Origin of the sequence: Streptoverticillium reticulum, assembly GCF_047456005.1 — a bacterium.
In the GTDB taxonomy this organism is placed as follows: domain Bacteria; phylum Actinomycetota; class Actinomycetes; order Streptomycetales; family Streptomycetaceae; genus Streptomyces; species Streptomyces reticulum.
This window is the reverse complement of sequence record NZ_CP179755.1, coordinates 5,280,049-5,304,213: the sequence shown is the minus strand read 5'-3', so window position 1 is coordinate 5,304,213 and position 24,165 is coordinate 5,280,049. Positions and strand designations below refer to the sequence as shown.

Here is a 24,165-nt window from a genome sequence, read left to right as displayed (position 1 = left end):
GACCGCCGGGCGGGGAAGCCGCTTTCCATGAAACTGGCTTTCTCCACCCTCGGTGTCCCCGGCCTGCCCGTCCCCGACGTGGTGCGCCTCGCCAGGAACTGCGGCTACGACGGCGTCGAACTGCGCACGCACCCGGAGGAACCCGTGCACCCGGGCATCCCGCCCGGTGAACGGGCCGGAGTGACCGCGGCGTTCGCCGATTCGGGCGTGGAACTGCTGTGCCTCGCCGGATACGTCCGGGTCGCCTCGCCCGGCCCGGACGGCCCCGTGCTGGAGGACCTCGCGGAGCTGGTGCGGCTGGCCGGCGAGCTCCAGGCGCCGTACGTGCGGGTCCTCCCCGGCGCCGGTGATCCGCCCGCGGCGGAGGCCGACGCCGTCGCCGCGCGCCGGCTGGGAGCCATCGCCCCGCTCGCCGTGGACTCGGGCGTGCGGGTGCTGCTGGAGACCCACGACTCGCACAGCCGCGCCCAGGACGCGGTGCGCGTCCTGGGCCCGGTGGGGCACGGCAGCATCGGTGCGCTGTGGGACGTGCTGCACACCTGGCGGGGCGGGGAGCCGCCGGAGGCGACCTTCCCCGCGCTCGCCCCGCACCTGGGCTATGTACAGGTGAAGGATGTCGCCTCCGCGGAGGACACCGCTCCGCTGCCGCTGGGCGCGGGGGTGCTGCCGCTGGCCGGCTGCGTGAGCGTGCTCACCGCGGCAGGCTGGGACGGCTGGCTGTGCTGGGAGTACGAGAAGCGCTGGTACCCGCAGGCCGCGGACTTCGCGCAACTGGCAGGCCACGGGCGGGAGTACCTGCGGGAGCTGGTCGCCGCCGCCCCGGCAGCGAGGTGAGCGCGACCCCGCCCACCAGGAGGGCCGCCGCGCACCAGCGCAGCGGGCTCACGCCCTCGCCCAGCAGGAGGGCCGCGGAGGACATGCCGAACACGGGCACCAGCAGCGAGAAGGGGGCCACGGTCGAGGCGTCGTAGGTGCGCAGCAGGAACCCCCAGACCCCGAAGCCGAGCAGCGTGGTGATCCAGGCGACGTACACGACGGCGCCCACACCGCTCCAGTCCAGCGAGCCCAGCGCCGCGGCGTCGGCGGCCGGGCCCTCGAAGAGCAGGGAGAGCAGCAGCAGGGGCAGCACCGGGACCGCGCTGACCCACACCATGAACCGCAGGGCGTCCGGCGGGGCCGCCTTGCGGGTCAGGACGTTGGAGACGCCCCAGAACGCCGCGGCGGCCACCACGAGGGCGAAGCCCGTCAGCGGCCCCGAGGCGCCCTCGTCGACGGCGGCCACCACTATGCCCGCCAGGGCGACGGCCATGCCCAGGAGCCGGACGCGGCCGGGCCGTTCGCCCAGGGCGGCCATGGCGAACAGGGCGGTGAAGACCGCCTGGACCTGGAGCACCAGCGAGGACAGCCCGGCCGGCATCCCGGCGTGCATCCCGATGAACAGCAGTCCGAACTTGGCCACGCCCAGCACCAGTCCGACCGCGACGACCCACCGCCACTGCACCCGGGGCCGGCCGACGAGGAGGACGGCGGGCACGGCCGCCGCGAGGAAACGCAGCGCGCAGAACAGCAGCGGCGGGAAGTGGCCGAGGCCGACGTCGATGACGACGAAGTTGACGCCCCAGAGGGCGGCGACGAGCACGCCGAGGGCGATGTGGAACGGACGCATGCGATCAGCATCACGGCACCGAATCGTTCAGCACCAGCACGGGCTGCTTCATCATGGGATTCAGCAACGCTCAACAATGGGACACCTGCCGGGGGCTCACATGCTGGACCTGTCACGCCTGCGCGCCCTGCACGCCGTCTCCGTGCACGGCTCGGTCAGTGCGGCGGCCCTCGCGCTGGGCTACACACCCTCCGCGATCTCGCAGTCGATCACCAAGCTGGAGCGGGAGACGCGCACCACGTTGCTGGAGCGGCGCGGGCGGGGCGTGATGCTCACGGACGCGGCCGTCGAACTGGCCGAGACCGCACGGGAACTGCTGGCCATGGTCGAGCAGGCGGAGACGGACCTGGAGGAGCGGCGCGGGCAGCCCACCGGCCGGATCGTCGTCGGGGCGTTCGCCTCGGCCGCACGCGGACTGCTGCCCGGCGTGCTGGCCCAGCTCACCCGCGAACACGCCGCGCTGGACGCCCGGCTGATCGAGGTCGACCCCCACCTGTCGGTCGGCCTGGTGGCCCAGGGCGCCCTCGACATCGCGGTCTGGCACGACTGGGACATCGTGCCGCACACCACGCCGGAGCGGCTGGAACGGGCGAAGATCGGCGACGACCTGTGCGACGTGCTCGTACCGGAGGGACACCCGCTGGCCGGGCGCGAACGGCTGGAGCGCAGTGACCTGGTGGGCCTGCGCTGGATCAGCAATCCGCCGGGCACCGTCTGCCACGACTGGCTGGTCCGTACGCTGCGGGCCCTCGGCAGCGAGCCGGACCTCGCCTACCAGGCCGCGGAGAACCACACTCAGGTCGCCCTCGTCGCGGCCGGGCTGGGCGTCGCCCTCATGCCCCGGCTGGGCCGCGGACCGCTGCCCGAGGGCGTGGTGGACGTCCCCCTGGAGCCCGTACCCGTACGCCGGCTGTTCGCCTACTGGCGCACCGGAGCGGCTCGCAGGCCCGCCATCAGGGAAACCCTGCGGGTATTGCGCGAACAGTGGCCGCAGCGGGCCTGCTGACCGGTCGATTTGAGCGATCGATTGAACCGTATGATGAACGCTCGTCGAGAGGGCGGCACATGTCGGTGGAGACCAGGGAACGGCTGATCGCCGCAGCGGGGTCGGTGCTGCGCACACAGGGCTACGGCAAGGCCAGCGCGCGGACCATAGCCAAGGAGGCGGGCGTCAACTCGGCGCTGATCTTCTACCACTTCGGGGGCGTCGACCCACTGCTGTTCGCCGCGCTCGACCGGTCGTCCGACGAACGCATGGCGATGCACGCCGCCACCGTCGCCGAGTGCCGCACCCTGGAGGAGCTCGCGACGGCCGCCACCCGCATCTACCGTGACGACCTCGAGGGCGGCCACATAGCCCTGCTCTCCGAGCTCGTGGCTGCCGCCGTGGCCAAACCCGAGCTGCGCCAGGAGATCAAGGTGCGGGTCGAGCCGTGGATGGCGTTCATGGAGGAGACCCTGGAGCGGGTCATCGGCGGCACCGCGCTGGCCCGGCTCACTCCGCCGCGCGATCTGGCCAACGCCGCCTGCACGTTCTACCTCGGGGTCAACCTCTTCACCGTGCTGGACGCCGACCGCTCGCGCACCGAGTCGGTCTTCACGATGGTCCGGCGGCTCGCCCCGCGCGCAAAGCTGCTCACCCTGCGCCGTCCCGCACGCCTCCGCAGGGCACGGCACCGCGCAGCGCAGTAGGCCGCGGGGCACGGAACCGCTCCGGTGCGCCGTACGTCGAAGCGACGTGCAGCCGGGGAGCCTCCGCAGAGCGGTGTCGGCGTCGCTGACCGCCGCGTTGCTGACCACCCTCTCCGCCGCCTGCGGCCGGCCGCACCCCGCCGTCGGCGTACCCCCTCCCGACAGCGCCGGCGGTGGGCCGCCCCGCGGGCGCACGATAGGGACGGCCGGTCACCCTGCGCGAAGCCCGGCGCACGCCTGGCGTGTGCCGGTCGCGTCGGGTAACTGTGGGCCGGTGCCAGGGGTTGGGGGATCATGCGTCATCACTTGCTGTCCGCAGCGTTGCTCGCGTCGGCCACGCTGTCGGGGATGTTCACGCTGAGCGGCTGCCAGGAACAGCCGGTGCAGAGCGCCGCCGCCTCCGGCAGCCAGACCCTGCAGGCGCGGCAGGGGCGCCCCGCGCAGTTCCTGGCGCGGGGCACGTGTGCCGGACGGGGGCGGGGCCGGGCGGCCTTCGAGGAGGTCGACTGCGCGAGCGGCGAGGCCGCCGCCAGCGTGCTGGCCCGCTACAGCGGCCCGCAGGCGAGCGGGCCGCGCTGCCCGGACGACACCGACTTCGTCCTGCACATCGCGGCCGTCGACACCGGTACTTCGGAGCGGGAGAGCTCGCCGGAGGGCTACGCGTGCATGCGCAACCTGCGACCCCCGCACCCCGGCGACCCCGGCATGGGCGGCGGGCCGCTCACGGTGGCGGGGGACTGCGTCTACACGGAGCGCGAAGGGGTGGTGAAGGAGACGGCGTGCGACGGCTCGACGGGGCACGCGCCGGAGTACCGCGTTGAGGAGACGGTGCCCACGCGGGACGACTGCCCGGAGCGGACGGACCTCTACGTGGACGTGGGCGGCAGGGCCCCCGTGGGGTGCGCCCGCCGCCTGTCCTGACCCGCCGGAAGCGGCTTCACGGCCGCAGCGAGGCCTCCCGCTCCACGGGCTGGCGGTCCAGCTTGGCGTCGTACGGCGCCAGCGGCTTCGCGTGCCGCTCGTCCTTCTGGACGGCCGCGGGGGCGACGCCCGCCCACTTCAGGACCTCGGCCGTGGCCGTGGCCCGCTCGTCGGCCACCAACTGCGCAATGTTCGAACCGTGGTTGCCGCCGGGGGCGACGAAGCGGAAGTCGTGCCGGGCCGCTGCGTTGCGGCCGAGGCGGAACGGTTCGGCACCCCAGGGGTCGTTCTGGCCGTAGACGAAGAGCATCTGCGTGCTGTCGTTGCGCACCCAGCGGTCGACGTCGGCCATGACGCCCGGCTTCCACTTCATCGGTATGTCGCGCGACACGTAGTTGCGAGGGGCGTAGATGCCGGGGTAGCGCAACAGGCCCTTCAGATGAGGGCTCTTGAAGGTCGGGGAGCCGAGCTCGGTGCCCGCCTGGTAGTAGTACGGGGTGAAGCGCTCCAGGCCCTGGTCCGTGTAGCCGTCGAAGCCCGAGATGGTGTCGATGAACTTGTAGAGCTCGTCCGTCGAAGCCTTGGTCGCGGGCACGGAGGCGCAGTCGCTCTGCAGGTGGTACTGCCAGAACGACCACACCAGGTCCAGGACGACGTTCTCGTACGCCTTGTCGGCGCTGCCGACGACCTTGAACGTCTTGCCGTTCTCGTCGGCCCACTTCTGGTAGCGGGCGACGATCTCGTCACGGCGCACGAGCGCCTCGCGCTGCACCGAATCGAGCTGCGTGCGGCAGGCCTTGTCGCCGACGGTGGCGAAGAACCGGTCGTACGGGCGGTCGTCGCCGTTGTGCACGTCGTTGGGCGCGACGTAGGCGACGGTGCCGTTCATGTCGTGGGGGAAGAAGCGGCGGTAGTAGGTGGCGGTCATGCCGCCCTTGCTGCCGCCGGTCGCCAGCCAGTTCTTGCCGTAGACGGTCTTCAGGGCCTGGTAGAGGCGGTGCTGGTCGTTGGCCGCCTGCCAGATGTCGAGCGTGGACCAGTCGGCCGGCTGCGGCCGGGACGGAGTGAAGAAGCGGTACTCCATCGACACCTGGTTGCCGTCGACGATGCGCGTCGGCTCGCTGCGGGACGGGGTGGTGGAGACGTTGTAGCCGGAGGTGTAGAAGACGGTGGGCCGGTCCGTGGACTTGTGCAGCAGGGTGAAGCGCTGCTCGAACGTCCCGCGGTCCGGGTGGCGGTGGTCCACCGGCTGTGTGTAGGTGAGCACGAGGTAGCGGTAGCCCTGGTAGGGCTTCTCCTCGACGAAGTGCATGCCGGGGATCTGCAGGATGCGGTCCTTGATGTCCGCGGTCTCCTGCGTCTCCCCGGCGCTCGTCCCGGTGACGGCCGTGGCCGCCAGGGCCGGTGCGGCGCCGGCGCCGGCGAGTGTGCCTATGCACATCACCAGTGCCGGCAGCCATCTGCGTGCCGTGCGCATGTTCCCTCCCCTGGGTTCGCAAAGGTCGCCGCGAACCTACCCAAGGGGGCATGCGGCACGCCAGAGTTCACCCGTGAGAGGAGGGACACCGGTGGTCTACGCCGGGATGACCTCTCCCGTGAACGTGCGCCACAGCTGCGCGTACCGGCCGTCCTGTGCGAGCAGTTCGGCGTGGGTGCCGTCCTCCACCACACGCCCGTGGTCGAGGACCACCACGCGGTCGGCGCGGGCGGCCGTGGTCAGGCGGTGGGCCACGACCAGCGTCGTGCGGCGGCCGGCCAGCCGGTCGGTCGCCTCGTTGACGAGCGCCTCCGTCGCCAGGTCGAGCGCGGCCGTGGCCTCGTCGAGCAGCAGGATGTCCGGGTCGACCAGCTCCGCGCGGGCCAGGGCGATCAACTGCCGCTGGCCGGCGGAGAGATTGCGGCCGCGCTCCGTCACGGTGTGCAGGTAGCCGCCGTCGAGCGTGGCGATCATCGCGTGCGCGCCCACCGCCCGCGCCGCCGCCTCGACCTCCGCGTCGGTGGCGTCCGGACGCCCGTACGCGATCGCGTCGCGCACGGTACCGGGGAAGAGGTACGGCTCCTGCGGCACGACGCCGAGCCGGCGCCGGTAGGCGACCGGGTCCAGGTCCCGCAGGTCGTGCCCGTCCACGCGCACCGCTCCCCCGGTCGGGTCGTAGTACCGCGCCACCAGCTTCACCAGAGTCGACTTGCCCGCACCCGTCTCACCGACGAAGGCGACCGTCTGGCCCGCCGGTACGGTCAGCCGGACGTCCGACAGTGCGGCGTCCCCGTCATCGGCGGCACCGTAGTGGAAACGCACACCGTCGAATTCGATCCGGCCGCTCAGTTCGCCGACGGCGACGGGCTGTTCGGCCACCGGCGTGGTCGTCGGCTCGCGCAGCAGCGCCTGGACGCGGCCCAGGGAGACGGTTGCCTGCTGGTAGCCGTCGAAGACCTGGGAGAGCTGCTGCACGGGTGCGAAGAACAGGTCTATGTACAGCAGGTACGCCACCAGCGCACCCGCCGTGAGCGTCCCGTCGCTCACCCGTCCCGCGCCCACGATCAGCACGGCGGCCGCCGCGACGGACGACAGCAGCTGAACGAACGGGAAGTACACGGAGATCAGCCACTGACCGCGCACCCGGGCGTCGCGGTAGGACAGGCTGCGCTCGGCGAACCGGTGACCGCCCGTGGTCTCACGGCGGAACGCCTGCACGATGCGCAGGCCGGCGACGCTCTCCTGGAGGTCGGCGTTGACCACTCCGACGCGTTCCCGCGCGAGTTCGTACGCCTTGACGCTGTGGCGGCGGAAGTAGACGGTGCCGATGACGAGCAGGGGCAGGGTCGCGAAGACGACGAGGGCCAGCTGGACGTCGATGACCAGCAGGGCGACCAGGATGCCGAAGAAGGTGAGCACGGAGACGACCGCGGTGATCAGACCGGTCTGCAGGAACGACGACAGGGCGTCCACGTCCGTCGTCATCCGGGTCATGATCTTGCCGGTGAGCTCGCGCTCGTAGTAGTCCAGGCCGAGCCGCTGGAGCTGCGCGAAGATCTTCACGCGCAGCGCGTACAGCACGCGTTCGCCCGTCCGCCCGGTCATCCGGTTCTCGGCGACCTGTGCGGCCCACTGGCCCAGGACGACCAGCAGGGCGAGGGCGGAGGCCGCCCACACCGCCCCCAGGGCCAGGCGCTGCACGCCCTGGTCGATGCCGTGCCGGATCAGCACGGGCAGCAGCAGACCGGCGACCGCGTCGACGGCCACGAGCAGCAGGCTGAAGGTCAGAGGCGCGCCGAAGCCGCGCAGCAACTGGCGCAGGCCGTAGGCCTTCTCGGGGCGTGCGGCCTGTTCCTCGTCGATGTCGGGCGTGTCGGTGGCGGGCGGCAGCGCGGCCACCTTGGCGAGCAGTTCGGGGGTGGCGGGCATCCCTGCGAGCGCGCCGTGCGCCTCCGGGGTGTCGGAGGCGTCCTTGCGCACCCACAGGTGCGGGGTGACTCCGTCGACGACCTTCCGCTTGCCCCTGACGGGCGCGACGGCCGGTGGTTCGGCAAGGCCGGTGGCCGCCGCCTCGCCGCCGAAGACACCCGCGAGGGCCACCGTGCGGCTCCCCCCGGCGGCCAGGCCCGCCGGGTCCTTGCGCACGCCCGCGAGCTCCTCCGGGTCCGTCAGCAGGCGCCGGTACAGCTCGCAGCCGGCCTCCAGCTCCTCGGCGGTGCCGACCGCGGCCAGCCGGCCGCCGTCCAGGACGGCGATGCGGTCGGCCAGGGCGAGCGTGGACGCCCGGTGGGCGATGAGGAGGGTCGTACGGCCCGCCATGACGCCGCGCAGCGCCTCGTGGATCTCGTGCTCCACGCGCGCGTCGACGGCCGACGTCGCGTCGTCCAGGAGCAGCAGGCGGGGGTCGGTCAGGATCGCGCGGGCGAGGGCGATGCGCTGGCGCTGGCCGCCGGAGAGGGTCAGGCCCTGCTCGCCGACCGTGGTGTCGTAGCCGTCCGGCAGTTCGGAGATGAAGCCGTCCGCCTGGGCCGCCTGCGCGGCCGTGCGGATCTGTTCGTCCGTGGCGTCCGGCATGCCGTAGGCGATGTTGGCGCGGATGGTGTCGGAGAACAGGAAGCTGTCCTCGGGGACCAGTCCGATGGCCGCGCGCAGTGACGCGTGGGTGAGGTCGCGGACGTCCACGCCGCCGACCCGTACGGTGCCGGAGGTGACGTCGTAGAAGCGGGGCAGCAGCAGTGCGAGGGTCGACTTGCCGCTGCCGGAGGCGCCGACGACGGCCAGGGTCTCGCCCGGCTCGATGCGCAGGGAGAGGCCGTCGAGCACGGGCCGTTCGGAGTCATAGCCGAAGGTGACGTCGTCGAACTCGACAGCGGCAGGGGCGTCCACGGGAAGGTCGTGCGCCCCATCGCGCTCCTGCACCACCGGCTCGGTGTCGATGAGTTCGAGGACCCGTTCCACACCGGCCCGGGCCTGCTGCCCGACCGTGAGCACCATGGTGAGCATCCGCACGGGCCCCACGAGCTGCGCGAGATACGTGGAGAAGGCGACGAACGTGCCGAGGGTGACCTGGCCGCGCGTGGCCATCCAGCCGCCGAGGGCCAGCATGGCGACCTGGCCGAAGGCCGGAACGGCCTGCAGGGCGGGCGTGTAGCGGGAGTTGAGGCGCACGGTGCGCAGCCGTCCGGCGAAGAGCCTGCGGCTGACCTCGCGGAGCTTCCCGGTCTCCTGGGCCTCCTGGCCGAAGCCCTTGACGACGCGGACGCCCGTAACAGCACCGTCCACGACACCGGCGACCGCGGCGGCCTGGCCCTGCGCGTACCAGGTGGCGGGGAAGAGGCGGGTGCGGCTGCGCATCGCGAGGAACCACAGTGCGGGGGCGACCGCGAGGGCGACGACGGTGAGCAGCGGCGAGAGGACCGCCATCACCACGAGCGAGATCACGAACAGCAGGATGTTGCCGATCATCATCGGCAGCATGAAGAGCAGGCTCTGGACGAGCTGGAGGTCGCTGGTGGCCCGGCCGACCACCTGGCCGGTGGAGAGCTCGTCCTGCCGCCTGCCGTCGAGCCGGGCGATGGCGGCGTACATGTCCGTCCGCATGTCGTGCTGGACGTCGAGCGCGAGCCGTCCGCCGTAGTAACGGCGGACGTAGGTGAGCGCGTAGACGACGACGGCCGCCACGACCAGCAGCGTGGCCCAGGGGGCCAGAGGGCGCTGGTGGGAGCCTATGACGTCGTCGATGATCAGGCGGGGTATGAGGGGCACGAGCGCCGTGACGGCCATGCCGACGAGCGAGGACCCCAGAGCCAGCAATACCGTCCTGCGGTACCGCCAACAGTAACCGGCGAGCCTCCTGGCCCACCCCCGACCGGTTGCGTCCTTCACCGCCACCCCAGACCTCCTGCTGGTCTTCTCCCGCACTGCCGACGGAAGGCCCCAACGCTCCGGGCGGCCGATTTCATCCCGCTGCAACACAAGCGGCCGGAACGACCGCATCCGGTCACCTGTGCCGCAGCCGCGCCGCGGGACGGATCAGATCCCGGGGATGTACTGGATCAGCAGGTCGATCAGCTTGATGCCGACGAACGGGGCGACGAGCCCGCCGACCCCGTAGAGGCTCAGGTTGCGGCGCAGCAGCGCGTGGGCCGAGGACGGCGCGTAGCGCACGCCGCGCAGGGCGAGCGGGATGAGGGCCACGATGATCAGGGCGTTGAAGATGATCGCGGAGGCGATGGCGGAGGTCGGGCTGTGCAGGCCCATGACGTTGAGCTTCTCCAGGCCCTCGTAGCCGGCGACGCCGCCGAACATGGCGGGGACGATCGCGAAGTACTTGGCGACGTCGTTGCAGATGGAGAAGGTCGTCAGGGCGCCGCGGGTGATGAGCAGCTGCTTGCCGACCTCGACGATGTCGATGAGCTTGGTGGGGTTGGAGTCCAGGTCCACCATGTTCCCGGCCTCCTTGGCGGCCGGCGTGCCGGTGTTCATGGCCACGCCCACGTCGGCCTGGGCCAGTGCCGGGGCGTCGTTGGTGCCGTCGCCGGTCATGGCGACGAGGTTGCCCCCGGCCTGCTCCTCGCGGATGCGCGCGAGCTTGTGCTCGGGGGTGGCCTCGGCGATGAAGTCGTCGACGCCTGCTTCGGCGGCGATGGCCCTGGCGGTGAGCGGGTTGTCGCCGGTGACCATGACGGTCTTGATGCCCATGGCGCGCAGTTCGGCGAAGCGCTCGGCGATGCCGGGCTTGACGACGTCCTTGAGGTGGACGGCTCCGAGCACGCGGGCGCCGTCGGGGTCCTCGACGGCGACGAGCAGCGGCGTGCCGCCGGCCGCTGCGACGGACTCGACGATCCAGGCGGCCTCCTCGGGCACCTGGCCGCCGCGCCGGGCGACCCACTGGACGACTGCGTTGCCGGCGCCCTTGCGGATGCGGCAGAAGTCGCCCTGGAAGGCGAAGTCGACGCCGCTCATGCGCGTCTGGGCGGAGAAGGGGACGAAGCGGCCGTGCGAGAAGTCCCCGTCGTTGTGGTGGATTCCGTACTGCTTGGCCAGCTCGACGATGGAGCGGCCCTCCGGCGTCTCGTCGGAGAGGGACGACAACTGCGCGGCGTCGGCGAGGAGTTCGTGCCCGATGCCCTTGACGGGCACGAAGGCGGCCGCCCGGCGGTTGCCGAGGGTGATGGTGCCCGTCTTGTCCAGCAGGAGCGTGCTGACGTCCCCGGCGGCCTCCACGGCCCGGCCGGACAGCGCGACGACGTTGCGCTGGACGAGCCGGTCCATGCCCGCGATGCCGATCGCGGAGAGCAGGGCACCGATGGTCGTCGGGATGAGAGTGACCAGCAGGGCGACCAGAACGGTGATGGTCTGCGGCGCACCCGCCCAGTCGGCCATGGGCTGCAGCGAGACGACGGCCAGGATGAAGATGACGGTGAGCGAGGCCAGCAGGATGTTGAGCGCCAGCTCGTTGGGCGTCTTCTGCCGGCTGGTCCCCTCGACCAGGGCGATCATGCGGTCCAGGAAGGTGTGACCGGGGCGTGAGGTGATCCGGACGACGATCCGGTCGGAGAGCACCTTGGTGCCGCCGGTGACGCTGGAACGGTCGCCGCCCGACTCGCGGATCACGGGGGCGGACTCGCCGGTGATGGCCGACTCGTCGACCGAGGCGACGCCCTCGACGACCTCGCCGTCACCGGGAACGGTCTCGCCGGCCGCCACGACCACGAAGTCCTGCGGCCGCAGATCGGTCGCCGGTACCTGCTCCTCCTCCCAGTCGTAGCTCTGGATGCCGACCCGCCAGCTGCGCAGCCGCCGGGCGACGGTGGTGCTGCGCGTCCGGCGCAGCGCCTCCGCCTGCGCCTTGCCGCGGCCCTCGGCGACGGCCTCGGCGAGGTTGGCGAAGATGACGGTCAGCCAGAGCCAGACGCTGATCACCCAGGCGAAGGCCGAGGGTTCGAGCACGGCGGAGAGGGTCGTCAGGACGGAGCCGACCTCGACGACGAAGAGCACGGGGTGCTTGACCATCACCCGCGGGTGCAGCTTCCGGACGGCCTCCGGGAGGGACGCGACCAGCTGTTTGGGGTCGACGAGGCCACCGCCCACCTTCCGGTGGCTGCGCCGCCCGCCTCCGGTCGGGGGCGGCGGGTTCGGGGTGGGGGTCGCCTGTACGTCCTGGTCCGGCAGCAGGTGCAGCATCGGGATGGCCTTAGCGGTCGGATGGCGTGGAATGACCGACTCAGCCAATCGTCTCCGGCACATCTGCCGGGATCCCCTGACGGGCCTTTGTCGCAAGGCCCGTCAGGTCTGACGCCGTTTTAGCGCCGGAGCAGGAACCTCAGCCCCGGGCTGCTGCGATCTGCCGCGACATGATCGTGGTCAGCTCGTACGCCGTGTGCGACGCGGCCACGGAGGTGATCTCCGCGTGGTCGTACGCCGGGGCCACCTCGACCAGGTCGGCGGAGACCAGGTGGCAGTCGGCGAGCCCGCGGACGATCTCCAGCAGCTCGCGGGAGGTCAGGCCGCCCGCCTCCGGGGTGCCGGTGCCGGGGGCGTGGGCCGGGTCCAGGACGTCGATGTCGATCGAGATGTAGAGCGGGCGGTCGCCGATGCGCTGGCGCAGCTGGTCGGCGACCTCGTCCACGCCGCGGCGCATGACGTCGGCGGACGTGACGATGCCGAAGCCCATCTTGGCGTCGTCGTCCAGGTCCTTCTTGCCGTACAGCGGGCCGCGGGTGCCCACGTGGGAGAGCGCGGAGGTGTCGAGGATGCCCTCCTCGACGGCGCGGCGGAAGGGCGTGCCGTGGGTGTACTCGGCGCCGAAGTAGGTGTCCCAGGTGTCCAGGTGCGCATCGAAGTGCAGCAGGGCCACCGGGCCGTGCTTCTTGGCGACCGAGCGCAGCAGCGGCAGGGCGATGGTGTGGTCGCCGCCGAGCGTCATCATGCGCGCGCCGGTGCCGAGGATGTCGTCGGCCGCGGCCTCGATGGTCTCGACGGCCTCGTCGATGTTGAACGGGTTCGCGGCGATGTCGCCCGCGTCCGCGACCTGCGCCAGGGCGAAGGGGGAGGCGTCCTGCGCCGGGTTGTACGGGCGCAGCAGGCGGGAGGCCTCGCGGATGGCGTTGCCGCCGAAGCGGGCGCCCGGGCGGTACGAGACACCGGTGTCGAAGGGCACGCCGACGACGGCGACGTCCGCGGTGCCGACCTCGTCCAGGCGGGGCAGCCGGGCGAACGTCGCGGGGCCCGCGTAGCGGGGGATGCGGGAGGAGTCGACAGGGCCGCGCGGTTCACGGGGGGCGGGGGTGCTCATGCTGGGGCCTCTCGGGATCACGGACGGGTCACGGTCGCGTCGATGTGGTCACGTTCGCATCAACGTCGGGGCGGCCGCGGTGGCCGTACCCGAGGGTAGGCAGGGAGCCTGGTTCCGCACATGTACGGATTGCAGGGTCCGGAACGTCCATATGGACACCGCGTCCATCGCACGCCGGGGGAGAATCACCACATGCCGAGCACTCCGACCACGCCGATACCCAGCCGCAGCGAACTGATCGACCACCTCGTCCGCACCCGCATCGCGGGCGCCGTCGCGACCCCGCGCGAGAACAACCTCGACCACTACCGCAGGCTCGCGCAGGGCGACCGCAACTTCTGGTTCGGCCTGGAGCTCGGCGACCGCTGGACGGACGAGCAGGACGTCCTGGCCGTCATGGCGGAGCGCTGCGGCGTCAGCGACGACCTCGAACACCGCTCCGGGCAGGACACGATCGACCCGGAGCTCACGGCCGCGGCCCTGGAGCGCATGGCCATAGTGCTGCGCAAGGCCGCCGAGAGCCGCCTGAGCGTGCTGCTCGCCACCGGCCACCCGGGCGGCCTGCTGGACGTCCACCGCACGACGGCCGCCGCACTGCGGGCGGCCGGCTGCGAGATCGTCGCCATCCCCTTCGGGCTGCGGGCGGACGACGGCAACGTGCACCAGGTCGCGGACGTGGCGGTGTACGAGCGCGGGGCGTCCCTGTGGCACACGCACTCGCCGCACCCGATGGCGGCGATCCTGGACGGCCTCGCAGCCGGAGGACGGCCGCTGCCGGACCTGGTGGTCGCCGACCACGGCTGGGCCGGGTGCGCGGCGCAGCGCGGAGTCGACGCGGTGGGGTACGCGGACAGCAACGACCCCGCGCTGTTCCTGGCGGAGGCGGAGGGGACGCTGCAGGTGGCGGTGCCCCTGGACGACCACGTGGCGGACCCGCGGTTCTACGAGCCGATGACCGCGTACCTGCTGGGGGCGGCCGGGCTGCTGTGACGGCGCGGTGCCCCGCGGCGCATCACCCGCGGGGCACCCGCACCACGCCCTCCTGGATCACCGAGACCGCCAGCCTGCCGTCCGCCGTGAAGATCCGGCCCCTGGCCAGGCCCCGGCCGCCCTGGGCCGTCGGGCTCTCCTGGTCGTACAGCAGCCACTCGTCCGCCCTGAACGGCCGGTGGAACCACATCGCGTGGTCCAGGCTCGCGCCGACGACGTCGCCGACCGCCCAGCCGCCGCGCCCGTGTGCGAACAGCACGGAGTCCAGCAGCGTCATGTCGGAGACGTAGGTCGCCAGGCAGACGTGCAGTAGCCAGTCGTCGGTCAGTTTGCCGTTCGTCCGGAACCACACCTGCGACTTCGGCTCCCGCACCTCCCCCACGCTGGCGAACGGCGGTGCGTCCACGTAGCGCAGGTCCACCGCGTCCCGCGTCTCCAGGATCCGCTGCACGGTCTCCGGGCCGCCCAGCAGGTCGGTGTAGGCGGGCAGCATCTCGGCGGCCGTGGGCAGGGACAACGGGTCGGGCGCCGCGGGCATGGGCTCCTGGTGCTCCAGCCCCTCCTCGTACGTCTGGAAGGAGGCCGACAGGTGAAAGATCGGCTGCCCGTGCTGCACGGCGACGACGCGCCGCGTGGTGAAGGACCGCCCGTCCCGGATGCGGTCGACGGTGTAGACGATCGGCGCTGCCGGATCGCCGGGCCGCAGGAAGTAGGAGTGCAGGGAGTGCGCGGGCCGGTCGGCCGGCACCGTACGCCCGGCGGCCACCAGGGCCTGCGCGGCGACCTGCCCGCCGAACACCCGCGGCACGAGGGTGGGATGACTGGTGGTCCCGCGGAATATGTTCTCCTCGATCTGTTCGAGGTCGAGCAGACTCAGGAGCTCGTCCAGCGGCGTAAGGGGCTCGTTCATTGGGCCGGTGGTCCTTACAGGCCTTACAGGCCCATTGATTTGGCGACGATAGAGCGCATGACCTCGCTCGTGCCGCCGTAGATCCTGCTGACGCGGGTGTCCGCGTACAGACGGGCGATCGGGTACTCCATCATGTAGCCGTATCCGCCGTGCAGTTGGAGGCACTTGTCGATGACGACGGCCGCGTGCTCGGTGGTGAAGAGCTTTACGGAGGCCGCGTCGGCGGCGGTCAGCTCGCCCGCGTCGTGCGCGTCCAGGGCGCGGTCGACAACCGCCTGCATCGCGTCGACCTCGGACTTGCAGTCGGCGAGCACGAACTTGGTGTTCTGGAAGGACGAGACGGTCTTGCCGAACACCGTGCGCTCCCGCACGTAACCGGTGGCGAACCGCACGGCTGCGGCGGACTGCGCGTACGCGCCGACGGCGATGCCGAGGCGCTCCTGCGGCAGGTTGTGGGTGAGGTACTCGAACGCCCTGCCCTCCTCGCCGAGGCGGTCCCCGACGGGCACCACGACATCGGTGAAGGAGAGTTCGGCCGTGTCGGAGGAGTGCAGGCCGAGCTTCTCGAGCTTGCGGCCGACCGCGTAACCCTCGGAGGTGGCGTCGACGACAAGGATGGAGATGCCGCCGCGCCGGTCCTCGGGCGTGGCGGGGGCGGTGCGGGCGCAGACGAGGACCCGGTCGGCCTGGACGCCTCCGGTGATGAAGGTCTTGGCGCCGTTGAGCACGTAGTGCGTGCCGTCGGCGGAGAGCTCGGCCATGGTCCGCATGCCGGCCAGGTCGGAGCCGGTGCCGGGTTCCGTCATGGCGATGGCGGTCATCATGTCGCCGGAGACGAACGAGGGCAGCCAGCGCCGCTTCTGCTCCTCGGTGCCGTAAGCGAGGAGGTACGGCAGGCAGAGCGCGGTGTGCACGCTGCTGCCGCCGAAGCTGACGCCCGCGCGGGCACACTCCTCGGTGATGACGGCCTGGAACTTGAAGCTCGTCTCGCCCGCTCCGCCGTACTCCTCGGGCACCTGGATGCCGAACACGCCGAGTGCGCCGAGCTTCTTGTAGAACTCGCGCGGCACGGCGCCGGCTTCGCGCCACTGCTCGTAGGACGGGACGACCTCGGCGGCGATGAAGTCGCGGATGGTCTCGCGGAACGCCTCGTGGTCCTCGTTGAACACCGTGCGACGCATCATCGCCTCCCCGGCTGCTGCACAGCTGTATAAGCGCTTGCTCAGCCAGAAGCTACTCGGGGGTCACCGGACCTGTCCAGATCCGATTGCTCCGTGGCCCGATCGGCACCCCCTGTCCCGATCGGCCCCGCCGGTCCCGACAAGCCGGTCAGTCCGAGAGGGCCGCCAGGGCCCCCAGCGCGAGGCGGCGCAGCAGGGCGGCGGTGGCAGCACGGCCGGGCAGGGCGCCGGGACGGCCGAGGTGCGGCGTGGAGTTGAGGAGCCCGAACACGGCGTGCACGGCCGCGCGGGCCTCGGCCTCCGCCGCACCCGGGTGCAGCTCGCGCACGACCCCGACCCAGAGCTCGACGTACTGGCGCTGGAGCGAGCGCACCAGCTTGCGGTCGCTGTCGCGGAGCTGACCGAGCTCACGGTCGTGGAGGGTGATCAGCGCCCGGTCGTCGAGGGCGAAGTCGATGTGCCCGTCGATCAGCGAGTCGAGCACGGCGGACGGGCCCGCACCGGCCTCCGCCGCGTCGGCGACGCGCTGCCGGCCGCCCGCGAGGAGCCGCCCGCTGATCCCGACCAGCAGCTCGGCGAGCATCGCGTCCTTGCCCGCGAAGTGCCGGTACAGCCCGGGGCCGCTGATGCCGACCGCCGCCCCTATCTCGTCCACGCCGACGCCGTGGAACCCGCGCTCGGCGAAGAGCCGGGCGGCCTCCTGGAGGATCCGCTCACGGCGCGTGGGAACCGGGGCGACGACGGACTGGGCGCGGGTTGCTGCTTCCTTCACAAGGCAATTCTAGACAGCCGGGTTAGCGCGCGTTAACGTGGGGAACAGAGATGTTAACGCTCATTAACACGAGCAAGGGGGCTCGAGGACGATGCAGCAGGCACCGGTGCTCGGGAGCGCCGCAGATCCGGCGTCCGACGCCTGGCGGGCCAACGAGGCCGCGCACCACGAGCTGGCCGAGCAGCTGCGGCGGAAGCTCGCAGCGGCCCGGCTGGGCGGAGGCGAGAGGGCCCGCGAGCGGCACACCGCACGCGGCAAGCTGCTGCCGCGCGACCGGGTGGACGCCTTGCTGGACCCCGGCTCACCCTTCCTCGAGCTCGCCCCGCTCGCGGCGGACGGGATGTACGAGGGGGCGGCCCCGGCCGCGGGCGTGATCGCGGGCATCGGGCGGGTCTCGGGCCGCGAGACGGTGATCGTCGCCAACGACGCCACGGTCAAGGGCGGCACGTACTACCCGATGACGGTCAAGAAGCACCTGCGCGCCCAGGAGATCGCCCTGGAGAACAGGCTCCCCTGCCTGTACCTGGTGGACTCGGGCGGCGCCTTCCTGCCGATGCAGGACGAGGTCTTCCCCGACCGCGAGCACTTCGGCCGCATCTTCTACAACCAGGCGCGGATGTCGGGGGCCGGGATCCCGCAGATCGCGGCGGTGCTGGGCTCCTGCACGGCGGGCGGCGCCTACGTCCCGGCGATGAGTGACGAGGCGGTGATCGTGCGCGGCCAGGGCACGATCTTCCTCGGCGGCCCGCCCCTGGTGAAGGCCGCGACGGGCGAGATCGTCACGGCGGAGGAGCTCGGCGGCGGGGAGGTCCACTCCCGGGTCTCCGGCGTCACCGACCACCTCGCGGAGGACGATGCGCACGCCCTGCGCATCGTGCGCACCATCGTCTCGACGCTCGGCGACCGCGGCCCGCTGCCCTGGTCGGTGGAGCCAGCGGAGGAGCCGAAGGCCGATCCCGCCGGGCTCTACGGAGCGGTGCCGGTGGACTCGCGGACGCCGTACGACGTGCGCGAGGTCATCGCGCGCGTGGTGGACGGCTCCCGGTTCGCCGAGTTCAAGGCCGAGTTCGGGCAGACGCTGGTGACGGGCTTCGCCCGGATCCACGGCCACCCGGTCGGCATCGTCGCCAACAACGGCATCCTCTTCTCCGAATCCGCCCAGAAGGGCGCCCACTTCATCGAGCTGTGCGACCAGCGCGGCATCCCACTGGTCTTCCTGCAGAACATCTCGGGCTTCATGGTCGGCCGGCAGTACGAGGCGGGCGGCATCGCCAAACACGGCGCGAAGATGGTCACCGCCGTCGCCTGCACCCGGGTCCCGAAGCTGACCGTCGTCATCGGCGGCTCGTACGGCGCGGGCAACTACTCCATGTGCGGGCGCGCCTATTCGCCGCGCTTCCTGTGGATGTGGCCCAACGCGAAGATCTCGGTTATGGGCGGCGAGCAGGCGGCCTCCGTCCTCGCCACCGTCAAGCGCGACCAGCTGGAGGCGCGCGGCGAGGAGTGGAGCGCGGACGCGGAGGAGGCGTTCAAGGCCCCGGTCCGCCGGCAGTACGAGACCCAGGGCAGCGCCTACTACGCCACGGCGCGGCTGTGGGACGACGGCGTCATCGACCCGCTGGAGACCCGCCAGGTGCTGGGCCTCGCGCTCACCGCGTGCGCCAACGCCCCGATCCCCCCTCGAGACCCGGCCGCCCCCGGCTACGGCGTCTTCCGTATGTGAGAGGACACGGACCCACCATGTTCGACACCGTACTGGTCGCCAACCGGGGCGAGATCGCCGTGCGCGTCATCCGTACGCTGCGGGATCTGGGCATCCGTTCCGTCGCGGTCTTCAGTGACGCGGATGCGGACGCCCGCCACGTCCGGGAGGCCGACACGGCCGTGCGGATCGGCCCCGCCCCGGCATCTCGGAGCTACCTGTCCATAGAGCGCCTGCTGGCGGCCGCCGGGCGCACGGGCGCCCAGGCCGTCCACCCCGGCTACGGCTTCCTCGCGGAGAACGCCGCCTTCGCCCGCGCCTGCGCCGATGCGGGGCTGGTCTTCATCGGGCCGCCCGCCCCGGCCATCGAGCTGATGGGCGACAAGATCCGCGCCAAGGAGACGGTGCGCGCGGCAGGCGTTCCCGTGGTGCCGGGCTCCTCCGGCAGCGGGCTCGGCGACGCCGAACTGATCGCCGCCGCACGGGAGATCGGCATGCCGGTGCTCCTCAAGCCCTCGGCGGGCGGCGGCGGCAAGGGCATGCGGCTCGTCCGCGACGAGGCACTGCTCGGCGAGGAGATCGCCGCCGCCCGGCGCGAGGCGCTCGGCTCGTTCGGGGACGACACCCTGCTCGTCGAGCGCTGGGTGGACCGCCCGCGGCACATCGAGATCCAGGTGCTGGCGGACGGCCACGGCACCGTCGTCCACCTCGGCGAGCGCGAGTGCTCCCTGCAGCGCCGGCACCAGAAGATCGTCGAGGAGGCGCCCTCCCCGCTGCTGGACGGGGCGACGCGGGCCGCCATGGGCGAGGCCGCGGTCCAGGCCGCGCGGTCCTGCGGCTACACGGGCGCGGGCACGGTGGAGTTCATCGTGCCGGGCGGCGATCCCTCCTCGTACTACTTCATGGAGATGAACACCCGCCTCCAGGTCGAGCACCCGGTCACCGAACTCGTCACCGGGCTGGACCTGGTGGAGTGGCAGATCCGGGTCGCCTCCGGTGAGCCCCTCGGCTTCGGCCAGGAGAACGTGACGCTCACCGGGCATGCGGTGGAGGCGCGGATCTGCGCGGAGACGGCGCGGGTGAGCGGCGAGCGCGTCGACTTCCTGCCGTCCGCCGGCACGGTGCTCGCCCTGAACGAGCCGTCGGGCGAAGGCATCCGGGTGGACTCCGGGCTCGCGCCCGGCAGCGCCGTGGGCACGGCCTACGACCCGATGCTCGCGAAGGTCGTCGCGCACGGCCCGGACCGGGAGACGGCGCTGCGCAGACTGCGCGGGGCGCTGGCGGAGACCGCCGTGCTCGGGGTGGACACCAACGCGGGCTTCCTCCGCAGACTGTTGGAACATCCGGACGTGGTGTCCGGCGCGCTGGACACGGGGCTGGTCGACCGCGAGGCCGCGGCGCTCGTCTCCGCGACGGTGCCGGACGAGGTGTACGTGGCGGGTGCGCTGCTGGCGCAGGCACGGTTGTCCCCCGCGGAGGACGGGCGCTGGGTGGACCCCTTCGCGGTCCCGTCCGGCTGGCGCCTGGGCGGCGAACCCGCCTGGACGGCACACCACTTCCGCGTCCCGGGCCACGCCCCGGTGACGGTCCGCGTGCGCGGCACGGACGTCCTCCTGGACGACGCGCCGCTCGGCAGCGCCAGGCTGCTGCCCGCTCCGCGGCCCGGGGAGCTGAGCCTCGAACTCGACGGCGTCACCCACGTGTTCACCCGCTCCCCCGGCCCGGAGGGCGTCTGGCTGGCCCGCCGGGGCGACACCTGGCACCTCACCCCGCACGACCCCGTCGACGCCACCGGCGGCGCGGCGGCCGCCCATGCCGGCACCCTCACCGCCCCCATGCCCGGCACCGTCACCGTGGTCAAGGCGGCCGTGGGGGACAGGGTCACCGCGGGGCAGGGCCTCCTCGTCGTCGAGGCGATGAAGATGGAGCACCTCGTCTCCGCCCCGCACGACGGCACCGTCACCGAGCTGGACGTCACCGCGGGCAGCACCGTCGCCATGGACCAGGTGCTGGCGGTCGTCACCCCTCAGCAACCGGAACAACCGGAACAACCGGAGCAACCAGAACAAGGGGCACAAGGGGAAGAGTCATGATCAGCGGACTGCCGATGACCGTTCCGGACCCCGCCCTCCCGGACCGCGTCCGGATCCACGAGGTGGGCCCCCGCGACGGCCTGCAGAACGAGAAGGCCGTCGTCCCGGCGGAGATCAAGGCGGAGTTCATCCGCCGCCTCGCCGCCAGCGGCCTGTCCGTCATCGAGGCGACCAGCTTCGTGCACCCGAAGTGGGTGCCGCAGCTGGCCGACGCCGAGCAGCTGATGCCCATGCTGGCGGACGTCCCGGCCCGGCTGCCGGTCCTCGTGCCCAACGAGCGCGGCCTCGACCGCGCCCTCGCCCTCGGTGTCCGCGAGGTCGCGGTCTTCGCCAGCGCCACGGAGTCCTTCGCCAAGGCCAACCTCAACCGCACCGTGGACGAGTCGCTGGAGATGTTCGCGCCGGTCGTCGCGCGGGCCCGGGAGGCGGGCGGCAGCGTGCGCGGCTACCTCTCGATGTGCTTCGGCGACCCCTGGGAGGGCGCCGTCCCCGTCGACCAGGTGGTCCGCGTGAGCCGCCGCCTGCTGGACCTCGGCTGCGACGAGCTGAGCCTCGGGGACACCATCGGCGTCGCCACCCCGGGCCACGTCGCGGCCCTGCTGACCGCGCTCGGCGAGGCCGGGGTGCCCGTCGGACGGCTCGCCGTGCACTTCCACGACACCTACGGCCAGGCCCTCTCCAACACCCTCACCGCCCTGCGGCACGGGGTGACCACCGTCGACGCCTCCGCGGGCGGCCTCGGCGGCTGCCCCTACGCCAAGAGCGCCACCGGCAATCTCGCCACCGAGGACCTCGTCTGGATGCTGGAGGGCCTCGGTATCTCCACCGGGGTCGACCTCGGCCTGCTCACCGCCACCAGCGTGTGGATGGCCGCCCATCTGGGACGGCCCAGCCCCTCCCGCACCGTCCGCGCCCTCTCCCACCAGGAGCACTGAGCCATGTCGCTGGACCACCGCCTCACCCCCGAGCACGAGGAACTCCGCCGCACCGTCGAGGAGTTCGCGCACGACGTGGTCGCCCCCAAGATCGGGGACCTCTACGAGCGCCACGAGTTCCCGTACGAGATCGTGCGGGAGATGGGCCGCATGGGCCTGTTCGGGCTGCCCTTCCCCGAGGAGTACGGCGGCATGGGCGGCGACTACCTCGCCCTAGGCCTCGCCCTGGAGGAGCTCGCCCGGGTGGACTCCTCGGTCGCGATCACCCTGGAGGCGGGCGTCTCGCTCGGCGCCATGCCGGTCTTCCGGTTCGGCACGGAGGAGCAGAAGCGCGCCTGGCTGCCGAAGCTCTGCAGCGGCGAGATGCTGGGCGCCTTCGGCCTCACCGAGCCCGGCGGCGGCTCGGACGCGGGTGCCACGCTCACCACGGCCCGGCTGGACGAGGCCACGAACGAATGGGTGATCAACGGCACCAAGTGCTTCATCACCAACTCCGGTACGGACATCACCGGCCTGGTCACGGTCACCGCCGTCACCGGCCGCAAGCCGGACGGCCGCCCGGAGATCTCCGCGATCATCGTCCCGTCCGGCACCCCGGGCTTCACGGTCGCGGCCCCCTACTCCAAGGTCGGCTGGAACGCCTCCGACACCCGGGAGCTCTCCTTCTCCGACGTCCGGGTCCCGGCGGCCAACCTGCTGGGCCAGGAGGGGCGCGGCTACGCCCAGTTCCTGCAGATACTGGACGAGGGGCGGATCGCCATCTCGGCGCTGGCGACAGGCCTGGCCCAGGGCTGTGTGGACGAGTCGGTGTCGTACGCGAGGACGCGCGAGGCGTTCGGCAGGCCGATCGGGGCCAACCAGGCCATCCAGTTCAAGATCGCGGACATGGAGATGCGGGCGCACACGGCCCGGCTCGCCTGGCGGGACGCGGCCTCCCGGCTGGTCCACGGCGAGCCGTTCAAGAAGGAGGCGGCGCTGGCCAAGCTGTACTCCTCGGAGATCGCGGTCACCAACGCCCGCGAGGCCACGCAGATCCACGGCGGCTACGGCTTCATGAACGAGTACCCGGTGGCCCGGATGTGGCGGGACTCGAAGATCCTGGAGATCGGCGAGGGCACGAGCGAGGTCCAGCGGATGCTGATCGCCCGGGAACTGGGGCTCACGGACTGACGGTTCGGCGGCTCCCGGACGGTTCGTGCCGGGCGGGCCTGCTGGGAGAATTGCCCGCATGGTTGAAATCCTTCAGAAGGACGGCACTTGGGCGTTCGAGGGTGATGCGATACGCATCGTCCCGGGCTGGGACAAGGGGGTGCACGCCGCGCGGCAGACGCTCGGCGAGCTGACCGTGCCGCTGACGGCCGTTGCGGGCATCTCCTTCGAGCCGGGCCGCAAGGGCGGCCGGCTGCGCCTGCAGCTGCGTCACGGGGCCGACCCGCTGTCCCGGGCGACGGGCGGCCGGCTGCCGGACGCCGCCGACCCGTATCAGCTGACGGTCGACGCCTCGGGCGCGGACGTCGCCGCCTACCTGGTGGACGAGGTCCGCCAGGCGCTGCTGCTGGACCAGGTGCCCTCCGGCCCGGTGGAGCGCTATCTGCTGCCGGGCCCGGCCGTGCCGCTGTCGGTGTCCGCCGGTGACGGCACCGTCCACTTCGACGGCGAGTGCGTCCGGCTGGAGTGGAACTGGAAGACGGACGAGGACAAGCGGACGGCCGGCCCGACCGTGCTCCCGCTGGCGGAGATCCGCGCCGTGGAGTGGCGGCCGTCGGCCGGCCTGGAGAACGGCTGCCTCCGGTTCACCACCGCCGGCGGCCCGAGCAGGCTCCCGGCCAAGCGGGATCCGCACGCCGTGGAGCTGTACGGCTTCAAGAAGGACCCGCTGATGGCGCTGGTCGCCGCGGCGGTCACCGTCCGGCTGCCGCATCCGTCGGGCGGAGCAGGCGGAGCGGAACCGGCCGCCCCTCTTCCGGCGTCCTCTTCCGTGCAGCAGCTCGAAGGCGCCGCGCCCGCGGCCCCGGCGGCCGAGCCCGGCGCCGATCACGACACCCTGCTGCGCCGCCTGCGCGAGCTGGGTGAGCTGCATCACGCGGGAGTCCTCACCGACGAGGAGTTCACCGCTGCGAAGCAGGCCATACTTCGTCGCTTCTGACCGTTTCCTTTGCACTTCGACCGCAGCCCTGCCCGATTTCGGGCAGGATTCTTGCGAAAGCCTTCGGGACCCCTCAGTATCGACGGGTGCTCGAACGCCGCATGACCCACGACGACCTGGTCGACCACCTGGTGCGCAGCACACCGCTGCAGCGCGGTGAGGCCGCCCGGGTGGTGCTGGACGTGCTGGCGTACTTCGACGAGACGACCGAGGAATTCGTCCGCCGCCGTCACCGCGAACTGCAGTCCGGCGGCATGACGAACGCAGACATCTTCGAGCGGATCGCGGCCGAGCTGCCGCACAGGGCGGTGTCACCGCCCGAACTGTCGCTGCGGCAGCTGCGCCGCATCGTCTACGGCTGAGCGCACAGCGGCCCGCACGCC

The 24,165-nt window shown here is 72.2% G+C and carries 18 protein-coding genes and 1 pseudogene; 11 read left to right on the top strand and 8 right to left on the bottom strand.

Features of this window, described 5'->3' with window-relative positions:
- Positions 1-27: 27 nt before the first annotated feature.
- Positions 28-810, top strand: a pseudogene (locus ACMATS_RS24250) (sugar phosphate isomerase/epimerase family protein); the annotation flags it as partial.
- Here the strand turns inward: ACMATS_RS24250 and ACMATS_RS24245 are convergent.
- Complete coding sequence (locus ACMATS_RS24245; protein WP_414169023.1) at positions 692-1,666, bottom strand: EamA family transporter; 975 nt, start codon at positions 1,664-1,666, stop codon at positions 692-694. The pseudogene ACMATS_RS24250 and the gene ACMATS_RS24245 sit on opposite strands and share 119 nt — an antisense overlap.
- A 100-nt stretch (positions 1,667-1,766) precedes the next feature.
- Here ACMATS_RS24245 and ACMATS_RS24240 point away from each other — a divergent pair, with 100 nt between their 5' ends.
- The 3 genes from ACMATS_RS24240 to ACMATS_RS24230 all read left to right on the top strand — a co-directional run bounded on the left by ACMATS_RS24240 (position 1,767) and on the right by ACMATS_RS24230 (position 4,279).
- Positions 1,767-2,672 (top strand): LysR family transcriptional regulator, encoded by a 906-nt coding sequence (locus ACMATS_RS24240; protein ID WP_414169022.1) that lies wholly within the window; start codon positions 1,767-1,769, stop codon positions 2,670-2,672.
- A 59-nt stretch (positions 2,673-2,731) separates the two neighbouring features.
- Positions 2,732-3,358 carry a TetR/AcrR family transcriptional regulator gene (locus tag ACMATS_RS24235; RefSeq protein WP_414169021.1) on the top strand — a complete coding sequence of 209 codons (627 nt, stop codon included), beginning with the start codon at positions 2,732-2,734 and terminating at the stop codon, positions 3,356-3,358.
- A gap of 294 nt (positions 3,359-3,652) precedes the next feature.
- On the top strand, positions 3,653-4,279 hold the full coding sequence (locus ACMATS_RS24230) for a hypothetical protein (protein WP_414169020.1): 627 nt from the start codon (positions 3,653-3,655) through the stop codon (positions 4,277-4,279).
- A 16-nt stretch (positions 4,280-4,295) separates the two neighbouring features.
- On the opposite strand, the gene ACMATS_RS24225 is transcribed toward ACMATS_RS24230, so the two are convergent.
- The 4 genes from ACMATS_RS24225 to speB form a co-directional block, all read right to left on the bottom strand.
- Positions 4,296-5,756, bottom strand: a complete 1,461-nt coding sequence (locus tag ACMATS_RS24225) for a S28 family serine protease (RefSeq protein ID WP_414169019.1) — start codon at positions 5,754-5,756, stop codon at positions 4,296-4,298.
- A gap of 96 nt (positions 5,757-5,852) precedes the next feature.
- Entirely contained in the window at positions 5,853-9,641 is a 3,789-nt protein-coding gene (locus ACMATS_RS24220; protein WP_414170781.1) for an ABC transporter ATP-binding protein, read from the bottom strand.
- A gap of 147 nt (positions 9,642-9,788) precedes the next feature.
- The gene (kdpB, locus tag ACMATS_RS24215) at positions 9,789-11,942 is read right to left on the bottom strand and encodes a potassium-transporting ATPase subunit KdpB (protein WP_414169018.1); all 2,154 of its coding nucleotides are present in this window, start codon (positions 11,940-11,942) and stop codon (positions 9,789-9,791) included.
- Between the two features lie 139 nt (positions 11,943-12,081).
- Complete coding sequence (gene speB / locus ACMATS_RS24210) at positions 12,082-13,053, bottom strand: agmatinase (protein ID WP_390781057.1); 972 nt, start codon at positions 13,051-13,053, stop codon at positions 12,082-12,084.
- Between the two features lie 192 nt (positions 13,054-13,245).
- Here speB and ACMATS_RS24205 point away from each other — a divergent pair, with 192 nt between their 5' ends.
- The gene (locus tag ACMATS_RS24205; RefSeq protein ID WP_391151274.1) at positions 13,246-14,043 is read left to right on the top strand and encodes a phosphatase; all 798 of its coding nucleotides are present in this window, start codon (positions 13,246-13,248) and stop codon (positions 14,041-14,043) included.
- Between the two features lie 22 nt (positions 14,044-14,065).
- Here ACMATS_RS24205 and tesB read toward each other — a convergent pair whose 3' ends face one another.
- The 3 genes from tesB to ACMATS_RS24190 all read right to left on the bottom strand — a co-directional run bounded on the left by tesB (position 14,066) and on the right by ACMATS_RS24190 (position 16,906).
- Positions 14,066-14,953 carry an acyl-CoA thioesterase II gene (gene tesB, locus ACMATS_RS24200; RefSeq protein ID WP_390781055.1) on the bottom strand — a complete coding sequence of 296 codons (888 nt, stop codon included), beginning with the start codon at positions 14,951-14,953 and terminating at the stop codon, positions 14,066-14,068.
- Between the two features lie 23 nt (positions 14,954-14,976).
- A complete protein-coding gene (locus ACMATS_RS24195) occupies positions 14,977-16,134 on the bottom strand; it encodes an acyl-CoA dehydrogenase family protein (protein WP_414169017.1) in 1,158 nt (385 codons plus the stop codon).
- A gap of 148 nt (positions 16,135-16,282) precedes the next feature.
- Positions 16,283-16,906, bottom strand: coding sequence for a TetR/AcrR family transcriptional regulator (locus tag ACMATS_RS24190; RefSeq protein ID WP_414169016.1), 624 nt, complete (start codon positions 16,904-16,906; stop codon positions 16,283-16,285).
- A gap of 91 nt (positions 16,907-16,997) precedes the next feature.
- On the opposite strand from ACMATS_RS24190, the gene ACMATS_RS24185 reads away from it, so the two are divergent.
- From ACMATS_RS24185 to ACMATS_RS24160, 6 genes are all read left to right on the top strand, one after another.
- Positions 16,998-18,629: a carboxyl transferase domain-containing protein gene (locus ACMATS_RS24185; RefSeq protein ID WP_390781053.1), complete on the top strand. Its 1,632-nt coding sequence runs from the start codon at positions 16,998-17,000 to the stop codon at positions 18,627-18,629.
- 17 nt (positions 18,630-18,646) lie between these two features.
- Positions 18,647-20,701, top strand: a complete 2,055-nt coding sequence (locus ACMATS_RS24180; protein ID WP_414169015.1) for an acetyl/propionyl/methylcrotonyl-CoA carboxylase subunit alpha — start codon at positions 18,647-18,649, stop codon at positions 20,699-20,701.
- Positions 20,698-21,636: a hydroxymethylglutaryl-CoA lyase gene (locus ACMATS_RS24175; protein WP_390781051.1), complete on the top strand. Its 939-nt coding sequence runs from the start codon at positions 20,698-20,700 to the stop codon at positions 21,634-21,636. Before ACMATS_RS24180 ends, ACMATS_RS24175 begins: the two co-directional genes overlap by 4 nt.
- A gap of 9 nt (positions 21,637-21,645) precedes the next feature.
- The gene (locus ACMATS_RS24170; protein ID WP_390781143.1) at positions 21,646-22,806 is read left to right on the top strand and encodes an acyl-CoA dehydrogenase family protein; all 1,161 of its coding nucleotides are present in this window, start codon (positions 21,646-21,648) and stop codon (positions 22,804-22,806) included.
- Between the two features lie 58 nt (positions 22,807-22,864).
- A complete protein-coding gene (locus ACMATS_RS24165; protein ID WP_414169014.1) occupies positions 22,865-23,782 on the top strand; it encodes a DUF4429 domain-containing protein in 918 nt (305 codons plus the stop codon).
- A gap of 86 nt (positions 23,783-23,868) precedes the next feature.
- Positions 23,869-24,144: a hypothetical protein gene (locus tag ACMATS_RS24160; protein ID WP_390781049.1), complete on the top strand. Its 276-nt coding sequence runs from the start codon at positions 23,869-23,871 to the stop codon at positions 24,142-24,144.
- Positions 24,145-24,165: the final 21 nt, after the last annotated feature.

Excerpts from the sequence above, each read along its gene's own strand:
- ACMATS_RS24245 (WP_414169023.1), bottom strand. The coding sequence starts at position 1,666 with ATGCGTCCGTTCCACATCGCCCTCGGCGTGCTCGTCGCCGCCCTCTGG.
- ACMATS_RS24240 (WP_414169022.1), top strand. The coding sequence starts at position 1,767 with ATGCTGGACCTGTCACGCCTGCGCGCCCTGCACGCCGTCTCCGTGCAC.
- ACMATS_RS24235 (WP_414169021.1), top strand. The coding sequence starts at position 2,732 with ATGTCGGTGGAGACCAGGGAACGGCTGATCGCCGCAGCGGGGTCGGTG.
- ACMATS_RS24230 (WP_414169020.1), top strand. The coding sequence starts at position 3,653 with ATGCGTCATCACTTGCTGTCCGCAGCGTTGCTCGCGTCGGCCACGCTG.
- ACMATS_RS24225 (WP_414169019.1), bottom strand. The coding sequence starts at position 5,756 with ATGCGCACGGCACGCAGATGGCTGCCGGCACTGGTGATGTGCATAGGC.
- kdpB (WP_414169018.1), bottom strand. The coding sequence starts at position 11,942 with ATGCTGCACCTGCTGCCGGACCAGGACGTACAGGCGACCCCCACCCCG.
- speB (WP_390781057.1), bottom strand. The coding sequence starts at position 13,053 with ATGAGCACCCCCGCCCCCCGTGAACCGCGCGGCCCTGTCGACTCCTCC.
- ACMATS_RS24205 (WP_391151274.1), top strand. The coding sequence starts at position 13,246 with ATGCCGAGCACTCCGACCACGCCGATACCCAGCCGCAGCGAACTGATC.
- tesB (WP_390781055.1), bottom strand. The coding sequence starts at position 14,953 with ATGAACGAGCCCCTTACGCCGCTGGACGAGCTCCTGAGTCTGCTCGAC.
- ACMATS_RS24195 (WP_414169017.1), bottom strand. The coding sequence starts at position 16,134 with ATGCGTCGCACGGTGTTCAACGAGGACCACGAGGCGTTCCGCGAGACC.
- ACMATS_RS24185 (WP_390781053.1), top strand. The coding sequence starts at position 16,998 with ATGCAGCAGGCACCGGTGCTCGGGAGCGCCGCAGATCCGGCGTCCGAC.
- ACMATS_RS24180 (WP_414169015.1), top strand. The coding sequence starts at position 18,647 with ATGTTCGACACCGTACTGGTCGCCAACCGGGGCGAGATCGCCGTGCGC.
- ACMATS_RS24175 (WP_390781051.1), top strand. The coding sequence starts at position 20,698 with ATGATCAGCGGACTGCCGATGACCGTTCCGGACCCCGCCCTCCCGGAC.
- ACMATS_RS24165 (WP_414169014.1), top strand. The coding sequence starts at position 22,865 with ATGGTTGAAATCCTTCAGAAGGACGGCACTTGGGCGTTCGAGGGTGAT.